The organism is Pseudomonas sp. WSY_20 (assembly GCF_043104335.1).
GTDB lineage: Bacteria > Pseudomonadota > Gammaproteobacteria > Pseudomonadales > Pseudomonadaceae > Aquipseudomonas > Aquipseudomonas parafulva_B.
In genome coordinates this window covers 160,473-180,499 of sequence record NZ_JBICKP010000030.1, presented here as the reverse complement: position 1 = coordinate 180,499, position 20,027 = coordinate 160,473, and the positions used below count along the sequence as shown (strand labels likewise).

16 protein-coding genes and 1 tRNA gene are annotated in these 20,027 nt (G+C 62.0%); 4 read left to right on the top strand and 13 right to left on the bottom strand.

The annotated features are described in order from the left end of the window. Positions 1-69: 69 nt before the first annotated feature. Positions 70-1,800 carry a dipeptidase gene (locus tag ACF8E5_RS09335; protein WP_392475196.1) on the bottom strand — a complete coding sequence of 577 codons (1,731 nt, stop codon included), beginning with the start codon at positions 1,798-1,800 and terminating at the stop codon, positions 70-72. Between the two features lie 155 nt (positions 1,801-1,955). After that, positions 1,956-2,032: transfer RNA gene (locus tag ACF8E5_RS09330), tRNA-Arg, on the bottom strand. Between the two features lie 320 nt (positions 2,033-2,352). Between ACF8E5_RS09330 and gabD the strand changes: the two genes are divergently transcribed. Together gabD and gabT are read left to right on the top strand one after the other, a co-directional pair. Beyond that, positions 2,353-3,795, top strand: coding sequence for an NADP-dependent succinate-semialdehyde dehydrogenase (gene gabD / locus ACF8E5_RS09325; protein ID WP_023535744.1), 1,443 nt, complete (start codon positions 2,353-2,355; stop codon positions 3,793-3,795). 182 nt (positions 3,796-3,977) lie between these two features. Further along, positions 3,978-5,255, top strand: coding sequence for a 4-aminobutyrate--2-oxoglutarate transaminase (gene gabT / locus ACF8E5_RS09320; protein ID WP_196124563.1), 1,278 nt, complete (start codon positions 3,978-3,980; stop codon positions 5,253-5,255). Between the two features lie 78 nt (positions 5,256-5,333). Here the strand turns inward: gabT and ACF8E5_RS09315 are convergent, their stop codons facing one another. Together ACF8E5_RS09315 and desA are read right to left on the bottom strand one after the other, a co-directional pair. Beyond that, positions 5,334-6,320, bottom strand: coding sequence for a sensor domain-containing diguanylate cyclase (locus ACF8E5_RS09315; protein WP_145253854.1), 987 nt, complete (start codon positions 6,318-6,320; stop codon positions 5,334-5,336). Positions 6,321-6,448: 128 nt separating this feature from the next. Further along, positions 6,449-7,633 (bottom strand): delta-9 fatty acid desaturase DesA, encoded by a 1,185-nt coding sequence (gene desA, locus ACF8E5_RS09310; protein WP_058637055.1) that lies wholly within the window; start codon positions 7,631-7,633, stop codon positions 6,449-6,451. Between the two features lie 208 nt (positions 7,634-7,841). Between desA and dibA the strand changes: the two genes are divergently transcribed. Next, the gene (gene dibA / locus ACF8E5_RS09305) at positions 7,842-9,737 is read left to right on the top strand and encodes a phosphodiesterase DibA (RefSeq protein ID WP_196127041.1); all 1,896 of its coding nucleotides are present in this window, start codon (positions 7,842-7,844) and stop codon (positions 9,735-9,737) included. 38 nt (positions 9,738-9,775) lie between these two features. On the opposite strand, the gene ACF8E5_RS09300 is transcribed toward dibA, so the two are convergent. The 9 genes from ACF8E5_RS09300 to tcyJ all read right to left on the bottom strand — a co-directional run bounded on the left by ACF8E5_RS09300 (position 9,776) and on the right by tcyJ (position 18,684). Then, a complete protein-coding gene (locus ACF8E5_RS09300; protein ID WP_058604699.1) occupies positions 9,776-10,420 on the bottom strand; it encodes a methionine ABC transporter permease in 645 nt (214 codons plus the stop codon). Beyond that, on the bottom strand, positions 10,410-11,519 hold the full coding sequence (locus ACF8E5_RS09295) for a methionine ABC transporter ATP-binding protein (RefSeq protein WP_392475185.1): 1,110 nt from the start codon (positions 11,517-11,519) through the stop codon (positions 10,410-10,412). The genes ACF8E5_RS09300 and ACF8E5_RS09295 overlap by 11 nt, the downstream gene beginning before the upstream one ends. 5 nt (positions 11,520-11,524) lie before the next feature. Continuing rightward, the gene (locus ACF8E5_RS09290) at positions 11,525-12,322 is read right to left on the bottom strand and encodes a MetQ/NlpA family ABC transporter substrate-binding protein (protein ID WP_392475184.1); all 798 of its coding nucleotides are present in this window, start codon (positions 12,320-12,322) and stop codon (positions 11,525-11,527) included. Beyond that, entirely contained in the window at positions 12,315-13,706 is a 1,392-nt protein-coding gene (locus tag ACF8E5_RS09285; RefSeq protein WP_078477814.1) for an LLM class flavin-dependent oxidoreductase, read from the bottom strand. Before ACF8E5_RS09285 ends, ACF8E5_RS09290 begins: the two co-directional genes overlap by 8 nt. Beyond that, positions 13,706-14,887 (bottom strand): SfnB family sulfur acquisition oxidoreductase, encoded by a 1,182-nt coding sequence (locus ACF8E5_RS09280; protein WP_196121386.1) that lies wholly within the window; start codon positions 14,885-14,887, stop codon positions 13,706-13,708. Before ACF8E5_RS09280 ends, ACF8E5_RS09285 begins: the two co-directional genes overlap by 1 nt. Positions 14,888-14,936: 49 nt before the next feature. Then, a complete protein-coding gene (locus ACF8E5_RS09275; RefSeq protein ID WP_058637061.1) occupies positions 14,937-16,178 on the bottom strand; it encodes an SfnB family sulfur acquisition oxidoreductase in 1,242 nt (413 codons plus the stop codon). Positions 16,179-16,463: 285 nt separating this feature from the next. After that, positions 16,464-17,222 carry an L-cystine ABC transporter ATP-binding protein TcyN gene (gene tcyN, locus ACF8E5_RS09270; protein WP_058637062.1) on the bottom strand — a complete coding sequence of 253 codons (759 nt, stop codon included), beginning with the start codon at positions 17,220-17,222 and terminating at the stop codon, positions 16,464-16,466. 2 nt (positions 17,223-17,224) lie between these two features. After that, positions 17,225-17,893 (bottom strand): cystine ABC transporter permease, encoded by a 669-nt coding sequence (tcyL, locus tag ACF8E5_RS09265; protein WP_023535780.1) that lies wholly within the window; start codon positions 17,891-17,893, stop codon positions 17,225-17,227. Then, entirely contained in the window at positions 17,890-18,684 is a 795-nt protein-coding gene (gene tcyJ, locus ACF8E5_RS09260; RefSeq protein WP_058604706.1) for a cystine ABC transporter substrate-binding protein, read from the bottom strand. Before tcyJ ends, tcyL begins: the two co-directional genes overlap by 4 nt. Before the next feature lie 275 nt (positions 18,685-18,959). On the opposite strand from tcyJ, the gene epsC reads away from it, so the two are divergent. Continuing rightward, a complete protein-coding gene (gene epsC / locus ACF8E5_RS09255) occupies positions 18,960-19,892 on the top strand; it encodes a serine O-acetyltransferase EpsC (RefSeq protein WP_027914137.1) in 933 nt (310 codons plus the stop codon). The last annotated feature ends 135 nt before the right edge of the window (positions 19,893-20,027 follow it).

Sequence of the window (20,027 nt, the reverse complement as noted above, 5' to 3'; positions counted from 1 at the left end):
CGATCCCAACGCGAAGGTCGGGTCGTCATGCACAAGCGGGCGGAGCCCAGGCTCAAGAAGGCAGATGCTTCAGAGCTTCGGCATCTGCCCAATCCGCGCCACCATTTCGCTAACCACCTGCAGGTCCAGCATGAACTGGTCCACGGTCTTGAACTCGTTGTCGTTATGCCCGGTGTACTTCACGCCGGGCATTGCCAGACCAAACTGCACGCCGTTGGGCAGGTCATGAACCGAGGTGGCCCCGGCGGACGTACCGAAGGTGTGCTCCATGCCCAGGTTTTCGCTGGCCACGGCCAGCAGTGCCTTGACCCACTCGCCTTCTGGGTTGCGGTACATCGGCTCATCCAGGCTGTAGTCGTAGGCGGGCGTGATATGGCTCTGCTGCGACCATTTGCCGAGCTTGTCGGCGATTTCATCCTTGATCGTTGCGACCGCCTTGCCCTTGGGAATGCGCAGGTTGATCGCCAGCTTCAAGCCTTTGTCATCCACACCGACGAAGGTTGGCGAGGCGGTAAGCGGCCCCATGAACGCATCGTCATAGGCGATGCCCAGCTTCTTGCCCAGGTAGTCCAGGCCCCAGTTGTCCGCCGCATAGCGGGCAGCATCGGTGAACTGGTTCTGCTTCAATGGCACCGTTTTGCCCACGCCATTGATGAAGTCCAGCATGCGCGCGACAGGGTTCACGCCCGATTCGGGTTCTGAGGAATGAGCTGACATACCGGTTACGGTGAGCACCACCTGCTTGCCGTCGGGTTTGGCAGCGATGCTGAAGTCGCCACCGTTTTGCTTCACGTACTCGGCACCGGCCGTGTTCAGTCGCTGCGCCAGGGCGCTGGAGTCGTCGGTGAGCAAGGTCGCTACCGAGGTGGACGGGATCTGATTGGTAGCAAGCCCACCGGTGAGGTTGACGATTTCGGCCCCCTGGCCGCTGGCCGCACGCTTGGCAAAATTCGCCATTATGGTGCCGTAGCCTTTTTCCGCGATGACTACCGGGTAGCCGCCATCCAGGGCGAGGTTGTAGTCAGGCGTGGGGTTGCGCTCGAAGTAGTACGGGATGGCATCGCCGCTGGTTTCTTCGGTGGTGTCGATCAGCAGTTTGAATTGCCGCGCCAGGGGCAGGTTTTCATCCTTGGCGACCTTCAGGGCATACAGCGCTACGACGATGCCATTCTTGTCGTCCTCGGTACCGCGGCCGTACATGCGATCACCGACCAGGGTCACCTTGAACGGGTCCAGGCGCGTGCCGTCGGCAAGCTTCCAGTTTTCCGGTGTGACAGGAACCACGTCGGCATGGGCATGGATACCGACCACTTCCTTGCCGCTTCCCAGGGAGATTTCGTAGACACGGTTGTCGACGTTGCGAAAAGCCAGCCCAAAGCCTTCGGCCAGTGCCTTGATCTTGTCGGCGATCTTCAGGAACTCAGGGTTTTCATGCTGAGGTGTACCCTCGACGGTGACCGTGGGAATGGCCACCAATTCGCGCAGCGTCTGGGTGGCGGCCTTGCCGTACTTGATGCGGGTGTAGAGCCCGAGCAGGCGATTGATCTCGTTCTGCTGCTCGGCGTCCAACGGCTTGCCGGCCAGGTAAGTGTCCAGGGTGGCGCCCAGGCCATCGGCCTGGTTCAGGTCGCTGCCTTTGAGCTTGCCGAGAAACTGCTTGAAGTCATGCGGATCGCTGCCGTCGAACGCCTTGACGATCGCCGCAGACTGCTGCTGGGTGAGGTTGGCCTGGGCAGGCAATGTGAACAAGCCGATGCTGGCCGCCAGCAGGGAAACAGAGGTGAGCTTTTTCAGGTGCATGAGTGTACGCATTCCTTCGCCAGTCATTGATGAGGCCCCGTCGTGCGGGAAGGCCCTCACGCTAACACCAATGACCTGTGGTACGGCAGTACCAGGCGTGTGACATGGCGCACAAACGAAAAAGCCCCAGGCGTTGGCCTGGGGCTTTTCATGTATGGCGCACTCGGCGGGATTCGAACCCACGACCCCTGCCTTCGGAGGGCAGTACTCTATCCAGCTGAGCTACGAGTGCAACGCGCACGCATGATACCTATCTCGTTCGTCGGCGTCCATCGCCTTGATCTGTAGCCCTTTTTACCTGCTGCCGTGTTTCGCCTCCATGGTGCTGCTGCCTAGGGCTACTATTTTCGATTCGTGCTCGCCCAGGTCCGGCGGGCTGCATTACGCCAGGCCAGCGGGCCGATTTCAGATTAAGGTGTTCAACCGCTCGTTCTTTTTTTCGAACAGCCTATTGTCCAACACCCCAGCAGACGCTTAGCATTCGTTTGAGATTTCAAACGCTCGGAGCCCTGCGCTGGGCGCTTTCAACAATCAACAATTCGGGAAGCCGACATGCAGCTCAAAGACGCTCAGTTGTTCCGCCAGCAAGCCTTCATCAACGGTGAATGGCTGGATGCGGACAGCGGCCAGACTATCAATGTGACCAACCCTGCCACGGGCGAAGTCATTGGTACCGTGCCGAAGATGGGTACTGCGGAAACCCGCCGCGCCATCGAGGCAGCCGACAAGGCCCTGCCGGCCTGGCGTGCCCTGACCGCCAAGGAGCGCTCGACCAAGCTGCGTCGCTGGTTCGAACTGATGATCGAAAATCAGGACGACCTCGCTCGCCTGATGACCACCGAACAAGGCAAGCCGCTGGCTGAAGCCAAAGGCGAAATCGCCTATGCCGCCTCCTTCATCGAGTGGTTCGCCGAAGAAGCCAAGCGCGTCTATGGCGACACCATCCCGGGCCACCAGCCTGACAAGCGCCTGATCGTCATCAAGCAGCCGATTGGCGTCACTGCGGCCATCACCCCGTGGAACTTCCCGGCTGCCATGATCACCCGTAAAGCCGGCCCGGCCTTGGCCGCTGGCTGCACCATGGTGCTCAAGCCTGCCTCGCAGACGCCGTACTCCGCGCTGGCCCTGGTCGAACTGGCCAACCGTGCCGGTATTCCGGCGGGCGTGCTGAGCGTGGTCACCGGCAGTGCTGGCGAAGTCGGCGGCGAGCTGACCGGCAACGCCTTGGTGCGCAAACTCTCCTTCACTGGCTCCACCGAAATCGGTCGCCAGCTGATGCAGGAATGCGCCAAGGACATTAAGAAAGTATCCCTGGAGCTGGGTGGCAACGCCCCGTTCATCGTGTTCGACGACGCCGATCTGGATAAGGCAGTCGAAGGCGCGATCATCTCCAAGTACCGCAACAACGGCCAGACATGCGTCTGTGCCAACCGTATCTACGTGCAGGACGGCGTCTATGACGCGTTCGCGCAGAAGCTGGCCGCCGCTGTCGCCAAGCTCAAGATCGGTAACGGCCTGGAAGACGGCACCACCACTGGCCCGCTAATCGACGGCAAGGCCGTGGCCAAGGTGCAGGAGCACATCGAAGACGCAGTGAGCAAAGGCGCCAAGGTCCTGTCCGGCGGCAAGCTGATCGAAGGTAACTTCTTCGAGCCGACCATTCTGGTCGACGTGCCCAAGACCGCTGCCGTTGCCAAGGAAGAAACCTTCGGCCCGCTGGCGCCGCTGTTCCGCTTCAAAGACGAAGCCGAAGTCATCGCCATGTCTAACGACACCGAGTTTGGCCTGGCCTCCTACTTCTACGCCCGCGACATGAGCCGTGTGTTCCGTGTCGCCGAAGCGCTGGAATACGGCATGGTAGGCATCAACACCGGCCTGATTTCCAACGAAGTGGCGCCATTCGGCGGTATCAAGGCTTCTGGCCTGGGCCGCGAAGGCTCCAAGTACGGTATCGAGGATTACCTCGAAATCAAATACCTGTGCATCAGCGTCTGATCGCACGGTAAAGGCTTTACCTCTGCCAGCGGGGCGCGAGAGCGACGTTCCGCTGGCCTTTTTTACATTGCAGCACCTGGTGGCCAGGGCGCTCGCGGCAGTCGATCAACGAATACTGACTGCGGGCAACCCCAGCTACCCCCGAATAAAAGCGCCATGTTCAACGGCGCAATGAGGGCATTATGAGCAAGACCAACGAATCCTTGATGCAACGCCGTGTCGCCGCCGTTCCACGTGGCGTCGGTCAGATCCACCCGATTTTCGTTGAATCGGCCAAGAACTCCACCGTCATCGACGTCGAAGGCCGCGAACTGATCGACTTCGCTGGCGGTATCGCCGTGCTGAACACCGGGCACCTGCACCCAAAAGTGGTTGCAGCGGTGCAAGAGCAGCTCACCAAGGTCAGCCACACCTGCTTCCAGGTGCTGGCCTATGAGCCCTACGTAGAGCTGTGCGAAAAGATCAACAAGCTGGTGCCAGGTGACTTCGACAAGAAGACCCTGTTGGTATCCACCGGCTCCGAAGCGGTCGAGAACGCCGTCAAGATCGCCCGTGCCGCGACCGGCCGCGCTGGCGTGATCGCCTTCACCGGCGGCTACCACGGCCGTACCATGATGACACTGGGCCTGACCGGTAAAGTCGTGCCGTACTCCGCAGGCATGGGCCTGATGCCAGGTGGCGTCTTCCGTGCACTGTTCCCGAGCGAGCTGCATGGCGTCAGCGTTGACGATGCCATCGCTTCGGTCGAGCGCATCTTCAAGAACGATGCCGAGCCACGTGACATCGCCGCTATCATCCTCGAGCCCGTACAAGGCGAGGGCGGCTTCCTGCCAGCGCCTAAAGAGCTGATGAAGCGTCTGCGTGCCCTGTGTGACCAGCACGGTATCCTGCTGATTGCCGACGAAGTGCAGACCGGTGCAGGCCGTACTGGCACCTTCTTCGCCATGGAGCAGATGGGCGTTGCGCCTGACCTGACGACCTTCGCCAAGTCCATCGCTGGCGGCTTCCCGCTGGCCGGTGTGTGCGGCAAGGCTGAATACATGGACGCCATTGCACCGGGCGGCCTGGGCGGCACTTATGCCGGTTCGCCAATCGCCTGTGCTGCGGCCCTGGCCGTCATCGATGTATTCGAAGAAGAAAACCTGCTGGACCGCAGCAAGGCCGTGGGCGAGCGCCTGACTGCCGGCCTGCGTGAAATCCAGCAGAAGCACCCGATCATCGGTGACGTGCGTGGCCTGGGTTCGATGATTGCCGTCGAAGTCTTCGAGAAAGGCACTCATGCCCCTAACGCTGCAGCTGTCGCCCAGGTCGTTGCCAAGGCACGCGACAAGGGTCTGATCCTGCTGTCCTGCGGTACCTACGGCAACGTCCTGCGTATTCTGGTGCCGCTGACCGCCGAAGACGCCCTGCTGGACAAGGGCCTGGCCATCATCGAAGAGTGCTTCGCTGAACTCGCTTGATGTAGCTGGCTTTAAAAAAACCCGCTTCGGCGGGTTTTTTCATGTCAGCAATATACAGACGGCAGGCGGCGGCGATGCTCACCCCTGAACGATCTGGTTCTTGCCTTGGCGCTTGGCTTGATACATGGCTGCGTCGGCGCGGGCATACAAGCTGTTCAGGGTGTCATCGTCATCCAATAAACCCGTCAGACCCTGACTCACCGTCACGCTGTAGGTCTGGCCCTCCTGGCCGAAGCTCAGCCGCTGAACCTCCCGCTGCAACCGTTCGGCGATCTGTTCTGCCACTTTGGCCTTACAGCCCGGGAACACCGCGGCAAACTCTTCACCCCCGATCCGGCCGAACAGATCACCTCGGCGCAGTACGGTCCTGCCGCTGTGGGCGATACGCTGCAGCACCTGGTCGCCTTCCTGGTGGCCATAGCTGTCATTGATGTTCTTGAAATCGTCGATGTCCAGAAGCAGGAACGTCAGCGGTGTACCGTCTTCGCGTGCCTTGTCAAACGCCTGCTTGGCGCATTCGAAGAAGTGGCGACGGTTACTGCTCTGGGTCAGGACATCGGTAGTGGCCAGGCGCTGAAGCTCGCCCTCCAGTCGTTTCTTGTCGGTGATGTCTTCGGCAATGCCAACGATGGTTACCCGATCGTTACCTGGCTGCTGGCTGACGTAGCACTTGTCGCTTAACCAGCGCAGTTCGCCATCGCCATTGAGAATGCGGTATTCGCGGTGTTCCACGGAGCCTGTGGACAGTACCTGAGCCAGGCTCTGTTCGGCAAATTCAAGATCATCCGGATAGATGCTGTCGCGCCATACGTTGAAGTCGGCCATGACCCGGCAGACAGGGCGACCGAAGATGCGCTCGAATGCAGGGCTTACGTAGAGCACTTGCCGCGTTTCCCAATCGAAGGCCCACAGTACGGCGTTGACACTTTCGAGCAGCGAACTGAACAACTGCTCACGTTCGCTGAGGCGGGCGACTTCGCTTTGGGCATGCATCAGTGCCAGCAGGGTTTGAGCAGCGTCGGGGGGAGGAGTACCGGGCAGAATCTTGGGATTGTTCTTGGCCATGTGCACAGAGCGCGCTCGACGGGTAAAGGTGCGGCCACCTTCCGGCCGATGTGGGCAGTTCGAGTCGAAACAGAGCAGTGAAGTTCCTGAGCTTACGCCCCAGAACGGGGCGTATCGATCAACGGAGGTCAGGCAGCGGTCGGGCGCAGGGAATAGGTTTTCAACTGTGACGCAAAGTCGCGTAGGGCGTGGATGCCACTGGTCTCGGCCTCATGCACCCAATCCTTCATGGCGGCAAGCATGTCGTGGCCGTTGGCGCTAGTCCGCGCCCAAATCTGCTGCAGGGCCAGGCGTTTCTCGTAAATGGTCTTCAATGCCTGGCTGTGCGCCAGCATGGACTCGATACGGACATGGTGGCGATCCTCCAGCAAGCTGGTCTCGCGGGACAGCAGGCGCTTGGCGCGTCGGAAATGGTGGCTGACCGAGGCATCGACGCGGTCCAGTTCCTGTTTGACCAGCGGGCCGATCACAAGCTTGCGGTACTGGGCCATGATCTGGAAGCGGTTGTTCAGAATGGCCATGGCAGTGTCCATGTCCAGGCTGGCCTTGCCGGCAACGCGGTGGGCGATGGGGGCCACGCGCTGGACCTTGGCCAGCCGCAGCAGGCAGAACAGGCGAATCCACGCCCAGCCCATGTCGAATTCCCAGCGCCTGACCGAAAGTTTGGCCGAGTTGGGGTAGGTGTGGTGATTGTTGTGCAGCTCTTCGCCGCCAATGACGATGCCCCAAGGCACCAGGTTGGTGGCAGCGTCGCGGCATTCGAAATTGCGATAGCCCACGGCATGGCCCAGGCCATTGACTACCCCGGCTGCCCAGAAGGGAATCCACATCATCTGCACGGCCCAGATCGTGATGCCGGCGGTACCGAACAGCAGCAGGTCGATGAGCGCCATCAGCACGATACCGCCCAGCTTGTAGCGGGAGTAGAGGTTGCGTTCGACCCAGTCGTCCGGGCAGTTCTTGCCGTAGATGCGCAGGGTCTCAGGGTTGCGCGCCTCTTCGCGGTAGAGCTCGGCCCCTTTACGAAGCACCGTGCTCAAGCCCTTGTAGACTGGGCTGTGCGGGTCGTCCGGGGTTTCGCACTTGGCGTGGTGCTTGCGATGAACAGCGGTCCATTCACGGGTGTTCTGCGCCGTGGTGAGCCACAGCCAGAAGCGGAAGAAATGCTTGAGCCCGGAATTGAGCTCCAGCGCGCGATGCGCGGAATAGCGATGCAGGTAGACCGTGACGCTGACAATGGTCACATGGGTCATCAACAAAGTGATGCCGACCAGTTGCCAGGCCGACAAGTCGAGCAGGCCGTTGTACCACATAGGTAGAGATACCCTCGAAATTCAGGGGAAAGGTGCGATTATCCCTGGGTCGGGAAATAAAACCAGTCAAAGCTGACCACGCGATGTTTCAGCGGGGCGGCGGTGCGCGGCATGCCTTGGCGCGAGGCCTTTGCAAAGCGGCAACCGCACGTCGGGCAGCAGAAGCTTTATAATCCCCCAACACTTTCCATGGGCAATTCCACCCGACATGTCTGTTTCCGTTCGCGACGCCTTGCGCATGGCTGCGCTCTATGTGGTGCTCTCGATCCTCTGGCTGGTGCTGGCCGAGGTGGTGCTGCACAGCATGACTGAAGACCCCCTGGCCCTGACGGTGGGGCGCCAGATCAACGTCGTGGTCTGGGTGTTGCTCAGCGCCTTGCTGATCTACGTCTCGCGTGTGCGGCTGTTGAACTTCATCGGTGCCGGTGCGCGCCTGCGCGGCGAAGACCGTGAGCGCCTGCGCATGGCCGCCGCGGTGTTCGACTGCACCCTGGAAGGGGTCCTTGTGACCGACCGGCAGGGGGTGATCGTGCACGTCAACCGCGCGTTCATGCGCATCACCGGCTATCAGCAGGATGAGGTCATCGGCCAGCGCCCGAGCAAGTTCAAGTCGGGGCACCATGGTGCCGCGTTCTACCAGCAGATCTACGCGGCCCTGACCGAGACTGGGGAGTGGAGCGGCGAGATCTGGAACCGCCGCAAAAGCGGTGAAATCTATCCTCAATGGCAAACCATTCGCGCCATTCGTGACGACGAAGGCGAACTGAGCCATTACGTGGCGGTATTCAGTGACATCAGCGCCATCAAGCATTCGGAGCAGGAGCTGGCCTACCTGGCCCACCATGATCCCCTGACCGACCTGCCCAATCGCTTGTTGTTCACCGACCGGGTCCAACAGGCGTTGGCTGCGGCCCAGGCCAAGAAGCGCGGTTGTGCGCTGCTGCTTCTGGATCTCGATCATTTCCAAAGCATCAACGACGGGCTGGGTCATACGATCGGCGATCAGTTGCTTAAGTTGGTGGGCGCCCGCCTGGGCGAAGTGGTGAGCAGCGGGGTCACCCTGGCGCGCCTGGGCGGCGACGAGTTCGGCGTCCTGGCCGAGCACTGCCAGGACCTGGGGCAGGCGGCAAAGCTGGCCCAGCGCATCATCGAACGCATGCGCGAGCCCTTCCTGTTCGAGGGCCATCGCTTGTTCATCAGCGTCAGCGCAGGCATCAGCCTGTTCCCAAGCGACGCCCTGAGTGCCGAGCAGTTGCTGCGCAATGCCGATTCGGCGCTGTACAAGGCCAAGACCAACGGTCGCGCCTGCTACGCCCTGTACACCGAGGAGCTGACAGCGCACGCCCAGTTGCGCGTGGAAACGGCCGGGGAATTGCGCCGCGCCCTCGAGCAGGATGAGCTATGCGTGTTCTATCAACCGGTGCAGGACCTGGCCTCGGGCAGCCAGGTGGGGGTCGAGGCGCTGGTCCGCTGGCAGCATCCCCAGCGGGGCCTGGTGGCACCGGGCGAATTCATTCCGATTGCCGAACGCACCGGTCTGATTGCCGAAATCGATGCCTGGGTGCTACGCCAGGCGTGCCTGCAGATGGTGCGCTGGCAGCAGGAAGGCCGCCCACTGGCATTCGTGGCCGTGAACATCTCGAGCCGGCTGTTTGGCCAGCATGAGTTGTACCGGCAGGTGGCCGATGTGCTGCATGAAACAGGCCTGGCGCCAGCGCTGCTTGAGCTGGAGGTCACGGAAAGTGCGGTGATGGAGGACCCGGAAGTGGCCCTGGAGCAGCTTCACCGTCTGCGCGAGCTGGGGGTAACCCTGGCCATCGATGATTTCGGCACTGGGTATTCCTCGCTGCTACGTCTCAAGCGCATGCCCGTGCAAAAGCTCAAGATCGACCAGGGCTTCGTGACCGGGCTGCCGTGCGATGAGGATGATGTCGCCATCGTGCGTGTGATCATCGCCCTGGCCCGCAGCATGGGCATGCAAGTGCACGCCGAAGGCATCGAGCAGCAGGAGCAGGCCAGCTTTCTGTTGCAGGAGCAGTGCCAGCTGGGGCAGGGCTACTGGTTCGGCCGGCCGGTCGCCGCAAAGGACCTGCGCTGGGAATGAGGCCAGGGGCTGGCTTGGCGCCAGCCCTTCGCCTTCGCTCATCGCTTGTTCAACCCTCGGGCCAGCCGATCGCCACCCAGCTGGATCAGTGCCACCAGAGCCACCAGCATGGCGATCACCGTCAACATGATCTGGCTGTCGAAGCGCTGGTATCCATAGCGGTAGGCGATGTCCCCCAACCCTCCGGCACCGATGGCGCCCGCCATGGCGGATGAATTGATCAGCGTCACCAAGGTGATGGTGAAGCCGCCGACGATGCCTGGCAGGGCTTCTGGCAGCAGCACGTGCCAGACGATGTGCCAGCGTCGGCACCCCATGGCCTGCGCCGCCTCCACCAGGCCGTGGTCGACCTCTCGCAGGCTGACTTCGGCGATGCGGGCGAAAAAGGGCGTGGCCGCGATGGTAAGGGGCACGATGGCCGCCCAGACGCCATAGGTTGTGCCGACTACCCACCGCGTAAAGGGGATCAGGGCAACCATCAGGATCAGAAACGGCACCGAGCGAAACAGGTTGACGAACGCGCCCAGCACCCGGTTGAGCAGCGGCGCCGCATAGATGCCGCCCTTGTCGCTGGTCACCAGCATGACGGCCATCGGTACGCCCACCAGCAAGGCGATCAGCGAAGAAACGCCCACCATCAGCAGCGTGTCGAGCAAACCCTCCAGCAGACGATCAACCCACATGGCCCAGCACCTCCACATCTTCGGCCCAGCGCCGACTGCGTTCCAGGAGGCGGTTGGCGTCATGAGGCGAGTGCTGCACCGACACGATCAGTTGCGCCAGGATATGCGCGCCGATGGATTGCACACCCCCCTGCAGCAACCGCACGCGTCCGCCCAACTCGGCGAACAATGCCGACAGATCGGGCTCGCCGAAGGCTGTCAGCTTCAGCACGATGGCGCTGTCGGGGCTCGATGGCGCAGCCTTGATGTTCGCGGTCAAGGCCTCTGGCAAGGTCGGTTGCAGGGGCGCCAGCAACGTGCGCGTGGTGGCGTGCCGCGCCGCGCCGAACACCTGCCAGACCTCGCCCTGCTCGACCAATTGGCCACGCTCCAGTACCGCAACCCGATGGCAGGTGTCGCGCACCACGGCCATTTCATGGGTGATCAGCACGATGGTCAGGCCCAGGCGTTGGTTGATGTCGCGTAGCAGTTGCAGGATTGAGGCGGTAGTCTCCGGGTCCAGCGCCGAGGTCGCTTCGTCGCACAGCAGGATACTTGGGTCATGTACCAGAGCGCGGGCAATGCCCACGCGCTGCTTCTGGCCGCCCGACAACTGCGCAGGGTAAACGTGATGCTTGTCCTCGAGGCCAACCAGTTGCAGCAGCTCGCGCACCTTGTGCTGGCGCTGCGCTTTGGCGACGCCGGCCACCTTCAGGGGTAGCTCGACGTTCTGCCATACGGTCTTGGCTGACATCAGGTTGAAGTGCTGGAAAATCATGCCGATGCTTCGGCGCAACCCCACCAGTGCGTCCTCGTCGTAGCTGGCAATGTCCGCCTGCTCGATCAGCACTCGGCCTTGCGTAGGCTGTTCCAACCGGTTGATGGCGCGCAGTAGCGACGACTTACCCGCCCCGCTGCGGCCGATGATGCCGAAGATTTCACCGCGCTGGATGTTCAGGTCGATGCCTTGCAGGGCTGGCTGGCTCTGGCCTGGATACGTCTTGCCCAGCCCGATGAACCGCACATGGGCGTGGTTGACGTCAGGGCGAAGGTACAAGTGTTCAGCCTGACGGGGTGGTGCAGGGGACTCGAGTGCTCGCCGTGCAGTGGACTGGCTCATCGCTGTCACTCCCAACCGGCCTGGTAGAGCGTGCCATGAGCCTTGTCCAGGGCCGCACGTACAACTGGCGAGTGCTGGTAGATGTCGACGAACTTGGCCAGGCGAGGGTCATCCTTGCTTTGTGGGCGAATGACGAACTGAATCACGTATTCCTTGTTCTCCAGGCCATCGAAAAGCAGGGCCGAGGTGGCGTCAAAACTGTTGGCTAGCCGAATGTAGGCGGGGTAGCCCTGCACCAGGTCCGCGTCGTCATACGCCCGTACCAGCTGGACCGCTTCGACCTGAATGATCCTGAGCTTTTTCGGGTTGGCCGTGATGTCCTGTTCGGTGGCCTTGTAGCCCACACCCGGTTTGAGCGTGATCAAGCCAGCCTTGGCCAGCAATTGCAGGCCGCGTCCGCTGTTGATCGGGTCGTTGGCGATGGCGACGCTGGTACCTTCGGGCAGGTCGACGAAGCTTTTATAACGCTTGGAATACAGGCCCACGTTGTTGATGATGCCTGGGGCGTAGGGCACCAGATCGAAACCGGCAGCAGCCTTGGCGTTTTCCAGAAAGGGAATGTGCTGGAAGTAGTTCACGTCGATGTCGCCACTGTTGAGGCTGACATTGGGGGCTATCCAGTCGCTGAATTCGATCAGCTTCACCTCGAGCCCTTGCTTGTGCGCCTCTTCGACGGCGGCTTCCAGCGGGATGGCGAAGGCTGAGGTGGTGCCGACCTTAAGCGGCTCATCGGCCAGGGCTGCGCTGGAGAAGCCCAAGGCAATCGCGACGGCCGCAACGGGACGAAATAGTTTTTCAAGCATGGTGCAAGGCTCCAGTCGAGGCGGGGGCAGGCGCAAAGCGGTAGGTCGAGCCAGGGTGATCGGCTGGCAAGTAGGGATGGTCGGTTGCGAACAGCTTCTCGCGCAGCGTGCCGCCGGCGTAGGCGGTCTTGTAGCGGCCGCGCGCCTGTAGCGGCGGAATCACCAGGTCGATGAAGTCCTCAAAGCTTTCCGGTGTGACGGTGCGGGTCAGGTTGAAGCCGTCCAGGCCGGTTTCGTCTGCCCATGCGATCAGCTCATCAGCCACCTGCTCGGGGTCGCCGACCAAGGTGACGTAGCGACCGCCCAAGGCGTGCTGTTGCAGCAGGCGGCGTCGGGTCCAGGCGTTTTCCTGCAGTTGGCGGGTGGCCGACTGGATGGCGTTGCCTTGGGTAAAGGCAATCGGCTCGTCCAGATCGAAGGCCGCAAAGTCGATGCCGGTGGAGGCGGCAAAATGCGCGACGCCGGCTTCGGGGCTGGCATGGCGCAGGTATTCGGCGTGCTTGGCCAGGGCTTGTCGCTCGGTGGGCGCCACGATCACCGTAATGCCCATGAAAACCTTGACTGCCATTGGGTCGCGACCCGCAGCCCTGGCAGCGGCGCGCACCTTGTCCACCTGGGCGCGGGTTGAAGCCTTGTCCTGGCCGCTGATGAACACGCACTCGGCATGATTGCCCGCAAACGTCAGGCCGCGCGGCGAGCTGCCAGCCTGGAACAGTACCGGCGTACGTTGTGGCGACGGCTCGCACAGATGATAGCCTTCGACATCGTAGAACTCCCCGTGGTGATGGACCTTGCGCACTTTGTCGGGGCGCGCGTAGATGCGTTGTCCGCGGTCAGCCAGCACGGCATCGTCGGCCCAGCTTCCCTCAAGCAGTTGGTACAGCACCTTGAGGTATTCATCGGCCTGGTCGTAGCGACGGTCATGCTCAGGCTGCTGGGTCAGGCCCATGGCGCGCGCAGCGCTGTCCAGATAGCCAGTGACGATGTTCCAGCCGACTCGGCCATTGCTCAGGTGATCCAGGGTCGAGAGACGGCGTGCAAACAGATAAGGTGCTTCATACGTGAGGTTGGCCGTGAGGCCGAAACCGAGATTGCGGGTGACGGCGGCCATGGCAGACACCAGCAGCAGAGGGTCGTTGACCGGCAACTGGATGGATTCCTTTAACGTTACGTCCAGCGACTGGCCGTAGACATCGTAGGTGCCGACGATGTCGGCGATGAACAAACCGTCGAACAGGCCCCGTTCCAGCAGACGCGCCAAATCGGTCCAGTATTTGAGGGTCTTGTACTGGGTCGACGTATCGCGCGGGTGCGTCCACAGGCCATGGTTGATATGCCCCACGCAGTTCATGTTGAAGGCATTGAGCAGGATCTGCCGGGCCATCAGATGGTCCCCCGGCGCGGTGGGTTTTGCTCGTTGAGGTAGTAGTTGCCGATGGCGTGGTATTTCCAGCGCACCGGGTCGTGCAATGTGTGTACCCGGGCGTTGCGCCAGTGGCGGTCGAGATTGTGCTCGGCCAGCGTGGCCTGACTGCCACTGAGCTCGAACAACGTGGTGCCGGCGGACAGGGCTATTTCCGTGCTGATGGCCCGTGCCTCTGCTACGGCAATGGAGGCCGCGGCTACGGTTTCGGCCGTGCTGTCGTCACGCGCGCTGTCCAGGTAGTGGCCTGCGCGTTCGAGCAAGGCTTCGGCAGCGTGCAGGCGGATAGCCAGCTGCCCGAAGCTCTTGACGGTCAACGGATCGTCGCTCGCCTGGTCCACGCCTGAGTCCACCCATGGCCGGCTGCGGGTCCGCACGAAATGCAAGGCGTCCTCATAGGCTGCCCGGGCGATGCCGGTATCGATGGCGGCATGAAGAATCTGCGCCAGCGGGCCTACCGGGGTGGGGCGATCGAACACGCTCTGGAACGGCACGACGTCCTGTGCGCTGACGGGGACGTTATCGAACACCACCGAACCGCTGCCGGTGGTGCGCTGGCCGAAGCCACTCCAGTCGTCGATCACCTGCAGGCCGGGGCTGTCGGCAGGCACGAATGCCAAGTGCTGGACGCCATGGTCATCGATCACCGAGGTGGGTATGCGCTGGGCGTATAGCGCGCCAGTGGCGTAGAACTTGCGACCATTGATGCGAAAGCCATCGCCTTCGCGGCTCAGGCGTGTGGTGCGCTCATTGGCTGTCTTGGTGCCCAGTTCTGCCAGGGCATTGCCGAACCGCCGGCCTGCCAGCACTTCGGCGTACAGACGCTGCTGCTGTTCGGGCGTGCCGTTTACCCGCAGCACTTCCAAGGCATAAAAATGGTTTTGCGGAATCTGCCCGAGCGAGCCGTCGGCCTGCGCGATGATGGCGATGACCTTGGCCAGGGTGACGTTGGATACGCCCGCCCCGCCGTAGGCCTTGGGTACGCTGATACCCCATAGGCCCGAGCGTGTGAACAGCGCCAGCTCAGGGTGTGGCAGACGCCGTTCACGGTCGCGCACCGCGCTGTCGGGGCGTAGCTGGCGGGCGATGTCCAAGGCAACGGCCAAGGCTTCGCCGTCGCTGGTAATGATGCGTGTGGTCATGGTGTGTCTCCGGTGCCCCGGACCGCGCAGCGGTCCTGCAGGCTACCCATCAGATCCAGGAATGCCGCGCGGGCAGAGTGCCGTTGAGGTGGTACGCGCCAACTGCGTGGTATTTCCAGCGCACCGGGTCGTGCAGGGTGTGCACGCGGGCGTTACGCCAGTGGCGGTCGAGGTTGAACTCGGCCAGGGTGGCGCGGCTGCCAGCCAGTTCGAACAGTTTCTCGCTGGCCTGCAGGGCAATCTCGGTGGTCAGTACCTTGGCTTCGGCCACCGCAATCGACGCACGGGCAGCCGACTCGGCATCCACCGGTGCTGCGTTGACCTCGTCCAGCACCTGCCCGGCCCGGCGCAGCAGCGCCTCGGCGGCATGCAGTTCAAGCTTCAGGCGGCCGATGTCGGCGATGACATAGAGGTCGTCGCTGGCGCGCTCTACCTGGGCTTCGACCCATGGGCGCGACTTTGTGCGCACGAAAGCAATGGCGTCATCGATGGCGGCCTCGGCAATGCCTGCGTCGATGGCCGCCTGGATGAGCTGCGAGGCGGCGCCCTGGGTATTGGGTACCTCCCGCTGGCGCCAGTTGTCGATAACCAGGTCTGCCTCTACCGGAACGTCATCGAGCAGTACCGTTCCGCTGGCCGTGGTGCGCTGACCAAACCCCGACCAATCGTCGACGATGCGTAACCCGGGGGTGCCGCGGCGCACGAAGGCCAGGCGCTGGCGACCTTCCTCGTCCAGCGCCTTGACCGCCACCCAGTGGGCGAACAACGCGCCGGTGGAGTAGAACTTCTCGCCACTGATGCGATAGCCATCACCTGCGCGGTTGATCCGTGCCTTGAGGGTGAGGGTGTCCTTGGTTCCGCGCTCAGGGCCTGCATTGCCGATTCGCCAGCCGTCCAGCACGCTGCGAAACAGCACTGCCTGTTGCGCCGGCGTGGCTGTCAGGCGCAGCAGTTGCAGCATGCCGAATTGGTTCTGTGGGATCTGCCCCAGCGCAGGATCGGCAGCGCTGATCAGGCGGAACACTTCGGCCACGGTTTCGAACGACACATCAGGGCCGCCGTAGGCCTTCGGAACGCTGATGCTCCCCAGGCCACTGCGGGTAAACAATTCGATTTCGGCCCAGGGCAGTTCGCGTTGCTGATCCCGACGGGCAGCCTGTTCGCGCGCGACAGCGGCGACTTCACGTGCAGCTTGCAGCGCTTGGGCATCGCTGTGCAGAACCTTGGCTGGCAGCAAGGGCGGTGCACTGTCGAGCACGCTGCGGGAGGCAATAAGGGCTTGGCTGGACATCAGTGCCGCTCCTTGGCTGCACTCAATGCCCTGGCGTTATGCACTGGGGTGATGGTGATCCTGACCATTGCTGACCTCACATGTGGGTTATGCCGCTACAGCTGATCGCGACAGACGTATGCTGGTCCGGTGGTCCGGTGTATATACCGTAAGGGTTTATAAAATATTTATGAACTAACGCTTTGGAATATATATAGAAGCGCGTCGCCTGCCCCCAGGCGACATGCATTCAGGCGTGAGCTGAGTGACGTACGGGCTACTACAGCGCTGGCTGGCTTTGCAGGCTTACTCAGAAGCAGCCGTGCCCAGAAACTTGCGCAGGAATTGCCGCGTTCGCTCCTGTTGCGGGGCCGCGAACAACGCCTTGGCCTCACCTTGCTCCACTACCACACCCTTGTCGAAGAAGATGACCCGGTTAGCCACGTCGCGAGCGAAGCTCATTTCATGGGTAACGATGATCATGGTGCGTTTTTCTTCCGCCAGGCTGCGAATGGTCGCCAGGACTTCGCCTACCAGTTCCGGGTCCAGCGCCGAGGTGGGTTCATCGAACAGAATCACCTCCGGCTCCATGGCCAGGGCACGGGCAATGGCCACCCGTTGCTGCTGGCCCCCGGACAGGCGACGTGGATAGGCGTCTTCCTTGCCTGCCAGGCCCACCTTGGCCAATAGACGCCGGCCAAGGTCCACCGCTTGGTCGCGCGGTGTTTTCTTGACGATCACCGGCCCTTCGATGACGTTCTCCAAGGCCGTGCGGTGGGGAAACAGGTTGAAGTTCTGGAACACAAACCCAGCTTGTTGGCGCAGGCGACGTATGGCGCTGTGTTGCGGGCCGAGGGGGCGGTTGGCGTCGATGCTGATGGCGCCGATCTTGATTTGCCCGGCATCGGGCGTTTCCAGCAGGTTCAAGCACCGCAGGAAGGTGGTCTTGCCCGACCCGCTGGGGCCGATTATCGCTACCACTTCACCCGGCTGCACCGTCACATCGATGCCATCGAGCACGGTCTGGCCCTTGAAGCGTTTGGTCAGGCCTTTGACTTCGATCATGCTCAGTGCTCCTGGTCATGTTGGTTGACCCGCGCTTCCATGCGGTTCTGGAAGTAGGCCAGGATGCTGCACAGCACCCAGTAGACCACGGCCACTGCCACGTACATGGTGAACACCTCGAACGTACGTGCTGTGATCAGCTGGGCCTGACGGAACAGCTCCGGCACCTGAATGGTGGCGGCCAGTGCGGTGTCCTTGACCAGCGAGATGAAGCTGTTGCCCAACGGCGGCAACGCGGTGCGCAGCGCCTGGGGCAGTATCGCCCGGCGCATGGCTTGTACGCGGGTCATGCCGATGCTGGCCGCTGCTTCCCACTGCCCACGGTCGATCGAAGAGATCGCGGCGCGCAGGATCTCGCAGATGTAGGCGGCCATGTTCAATGACAGCCCGATCAGCGAGGCGGGGATCGGGTCGAGCTCGATGCCGATCTGGGGCATGCCGAAGTAGATGACGAACAGCTGCACCAGCAGGGGCGTGCCTCGGAAGAACGATACGTATATCCGTGCCAGCCAGTTGAGCGGCAGCACTTTGGACAAACGCATCAACGCCAGGGCAAAGCCCAGCACCAATCCGAAAAACATGCCCCCTACGCTGAGCAGCACGGTGTAACCCGCACCCTTGAGCAGGAAGGGTGCGGAGTCGGCGACCAGTTGCAGGCTTTCAGCGATCATCGGGTGACGTCAGCACCGAAGTACTTTTCGGACAGCTTGGCCAGGGTCCCGTCCGCCTTGAGCTTGTCGATGGCCGTGTTGATGGCGGCCAGCAGTTCAGGTTCGCCCTTGCGCATGGCAACCCCGCTCTCCAGTCGCGAGAAGGCATCGCCCGCCAGTTGTGTGTCCTTGGCTTTCTGGGCGTATTCAAGCGCAGCCAGGCGGTCGATCAGGATGGCATCGATGCGGCCATTGCGCAGGTCTGCAAACTTGCTGGGGTCGTCCTCATAGGTCCGCACTTCGGCCTTGGGCACATCCTGCTTGACCCATTGCTCGTAGTTGGTACCCAGGCCTACACCGACTTTCTTGCCTGCCAGGTCCTGAGCGCCCTTGATGCCGAGCTGGTCAGCCTTCTTCTTCAGCACCAGCGCCTGGATACCCGAGACGGTGTAGGGTTCGGAGAAATCGTATTTCTTCTTGCGCTCTTCGGAGATGGTGACCTGGTTGACGACGATGTCCAGCCGCTTGGACTCCAGCGCAGCCAGGATACCGTCCCATTTGGTCGGCTGGATCTTGGCCTTCACGCCCAGTTCCTTGGCCAGCAATTCGGACAGCTCGACTTCGAAGCCGGTCAGCTTGCCGTTTTCATCCTGGAAGCTGAACGGCGGGTAGGTGCCTTCGAGGCCGACGCTGATCACGCCTTTTTCCTGGATGGTCTTCAACTCTTCGCCGGCAAAGGCCTGGCCAAGCAGGCCCGTGCCCAGCAACAGGGCCAGGCTGGCATTGAGTAGCGGTTTGGCGAACTTCGACATGTCTGAGCCCCGAGCGTGTTGTGAATGAAGTGATGGCGACTATAGGGTTGGATGCGCAACGCAGGAAATAGTCAAAAATTATCGCACCTTGCTTATTTATGCGTTTGGAAATTGTCCATTGATCTTGAGGGTAGGCGAGGCCGGCATGGCTGTCATCGCCCTTGCCTTGCGATGCAGTGCAAAGAGGTAGAGATGAGGGCCTGGTCCACGGGCTTGCCCGTAGAATGACGGCATCGACAACAGAACAGATAGCCTAAAAGGCAGGAGAACACACCGTGAGCGAACAACCCGCCTCCGGGCACTGGCAACTGCAAGGGATCGTGGCCGGCTTGCGCGGTGCCCGTGAGCAATGGCGCACCCGCAATGGCCGCAGCAGCGGCGAGCAAGGTGGCCGGGAGCTGCCCTCGCGCGAAGCGGTACGACAGATCCTCGAACAGCTCTGCGGCGCGTTGTTCCCCATGCGTCTCGGTCCGGTGGACCTGCGCGAGGAGAGCGAGGATTTTTATGTCGGCCATACCCTGGACGCCGCGCTCAATGCGTTGTTGGTGCAGGCACGCCTGGAACTGCGCTACGCCGCCCGGCAAGGCAAGGAGGACCTGGCGGGTGTCGATGCCCATGCCCTGAAGCTGATCCAGGGCTTTGCCGCGGCGCTGCCAGGCATGCGTGTGCTGCTCGATACCGACGTGCTGGCGGCCTATCACGGCGATCCGGCGGCGCGCAGTGTCGATGAGGTGTTGCTGTGCTATCCCGGCATCCTGGCGATCATCCACCACCGTCTGGCCCATCACCTGTACACGGCCGGGCTGCCATTGTTGGCACGGATCAGTTCGGAGCTGGCGCATTCGGCGACGGGTATCGATATTCATCCCGGGGCTCAGATCGGCCCAAGCTTCTTCATCGACCACGGTACCGGCGTGGTCATCGGCGAAACTGCGATCATCGGCGAGCGCGTGCGGATTTATCAGGCGGTGACCCTTGGCGCCAAGCGCTTCCCGAGCGATGAGTCCGGCACGTTGCACAAGGGCTTGGCCCGTCACCCGATCGTCGAGGACGACGTGGTGATCTATGCCGGCGCCACCGTGTTGGGGCGTATCACCATCGGGCAGGGTTCCACCATCGGTGGCAACGTGTGGTTGACGCGTAGCGTACCGCCGCACAGCAACATCACCCAGGCCAACCTACAGCTCGATTGCCAGGATAAACAGTGATCCTAGGCGTGCCTTGGGCAGGCACCAGACCGTTAAATGCCCCTTCGCAGGGGCAAGTCAGGCTGGCCGAAGGGTGCTTCCAAGGCATTACCAATCGGCGCTTCAATTCGCAATGAGGCTCAAACCATGTTTAAC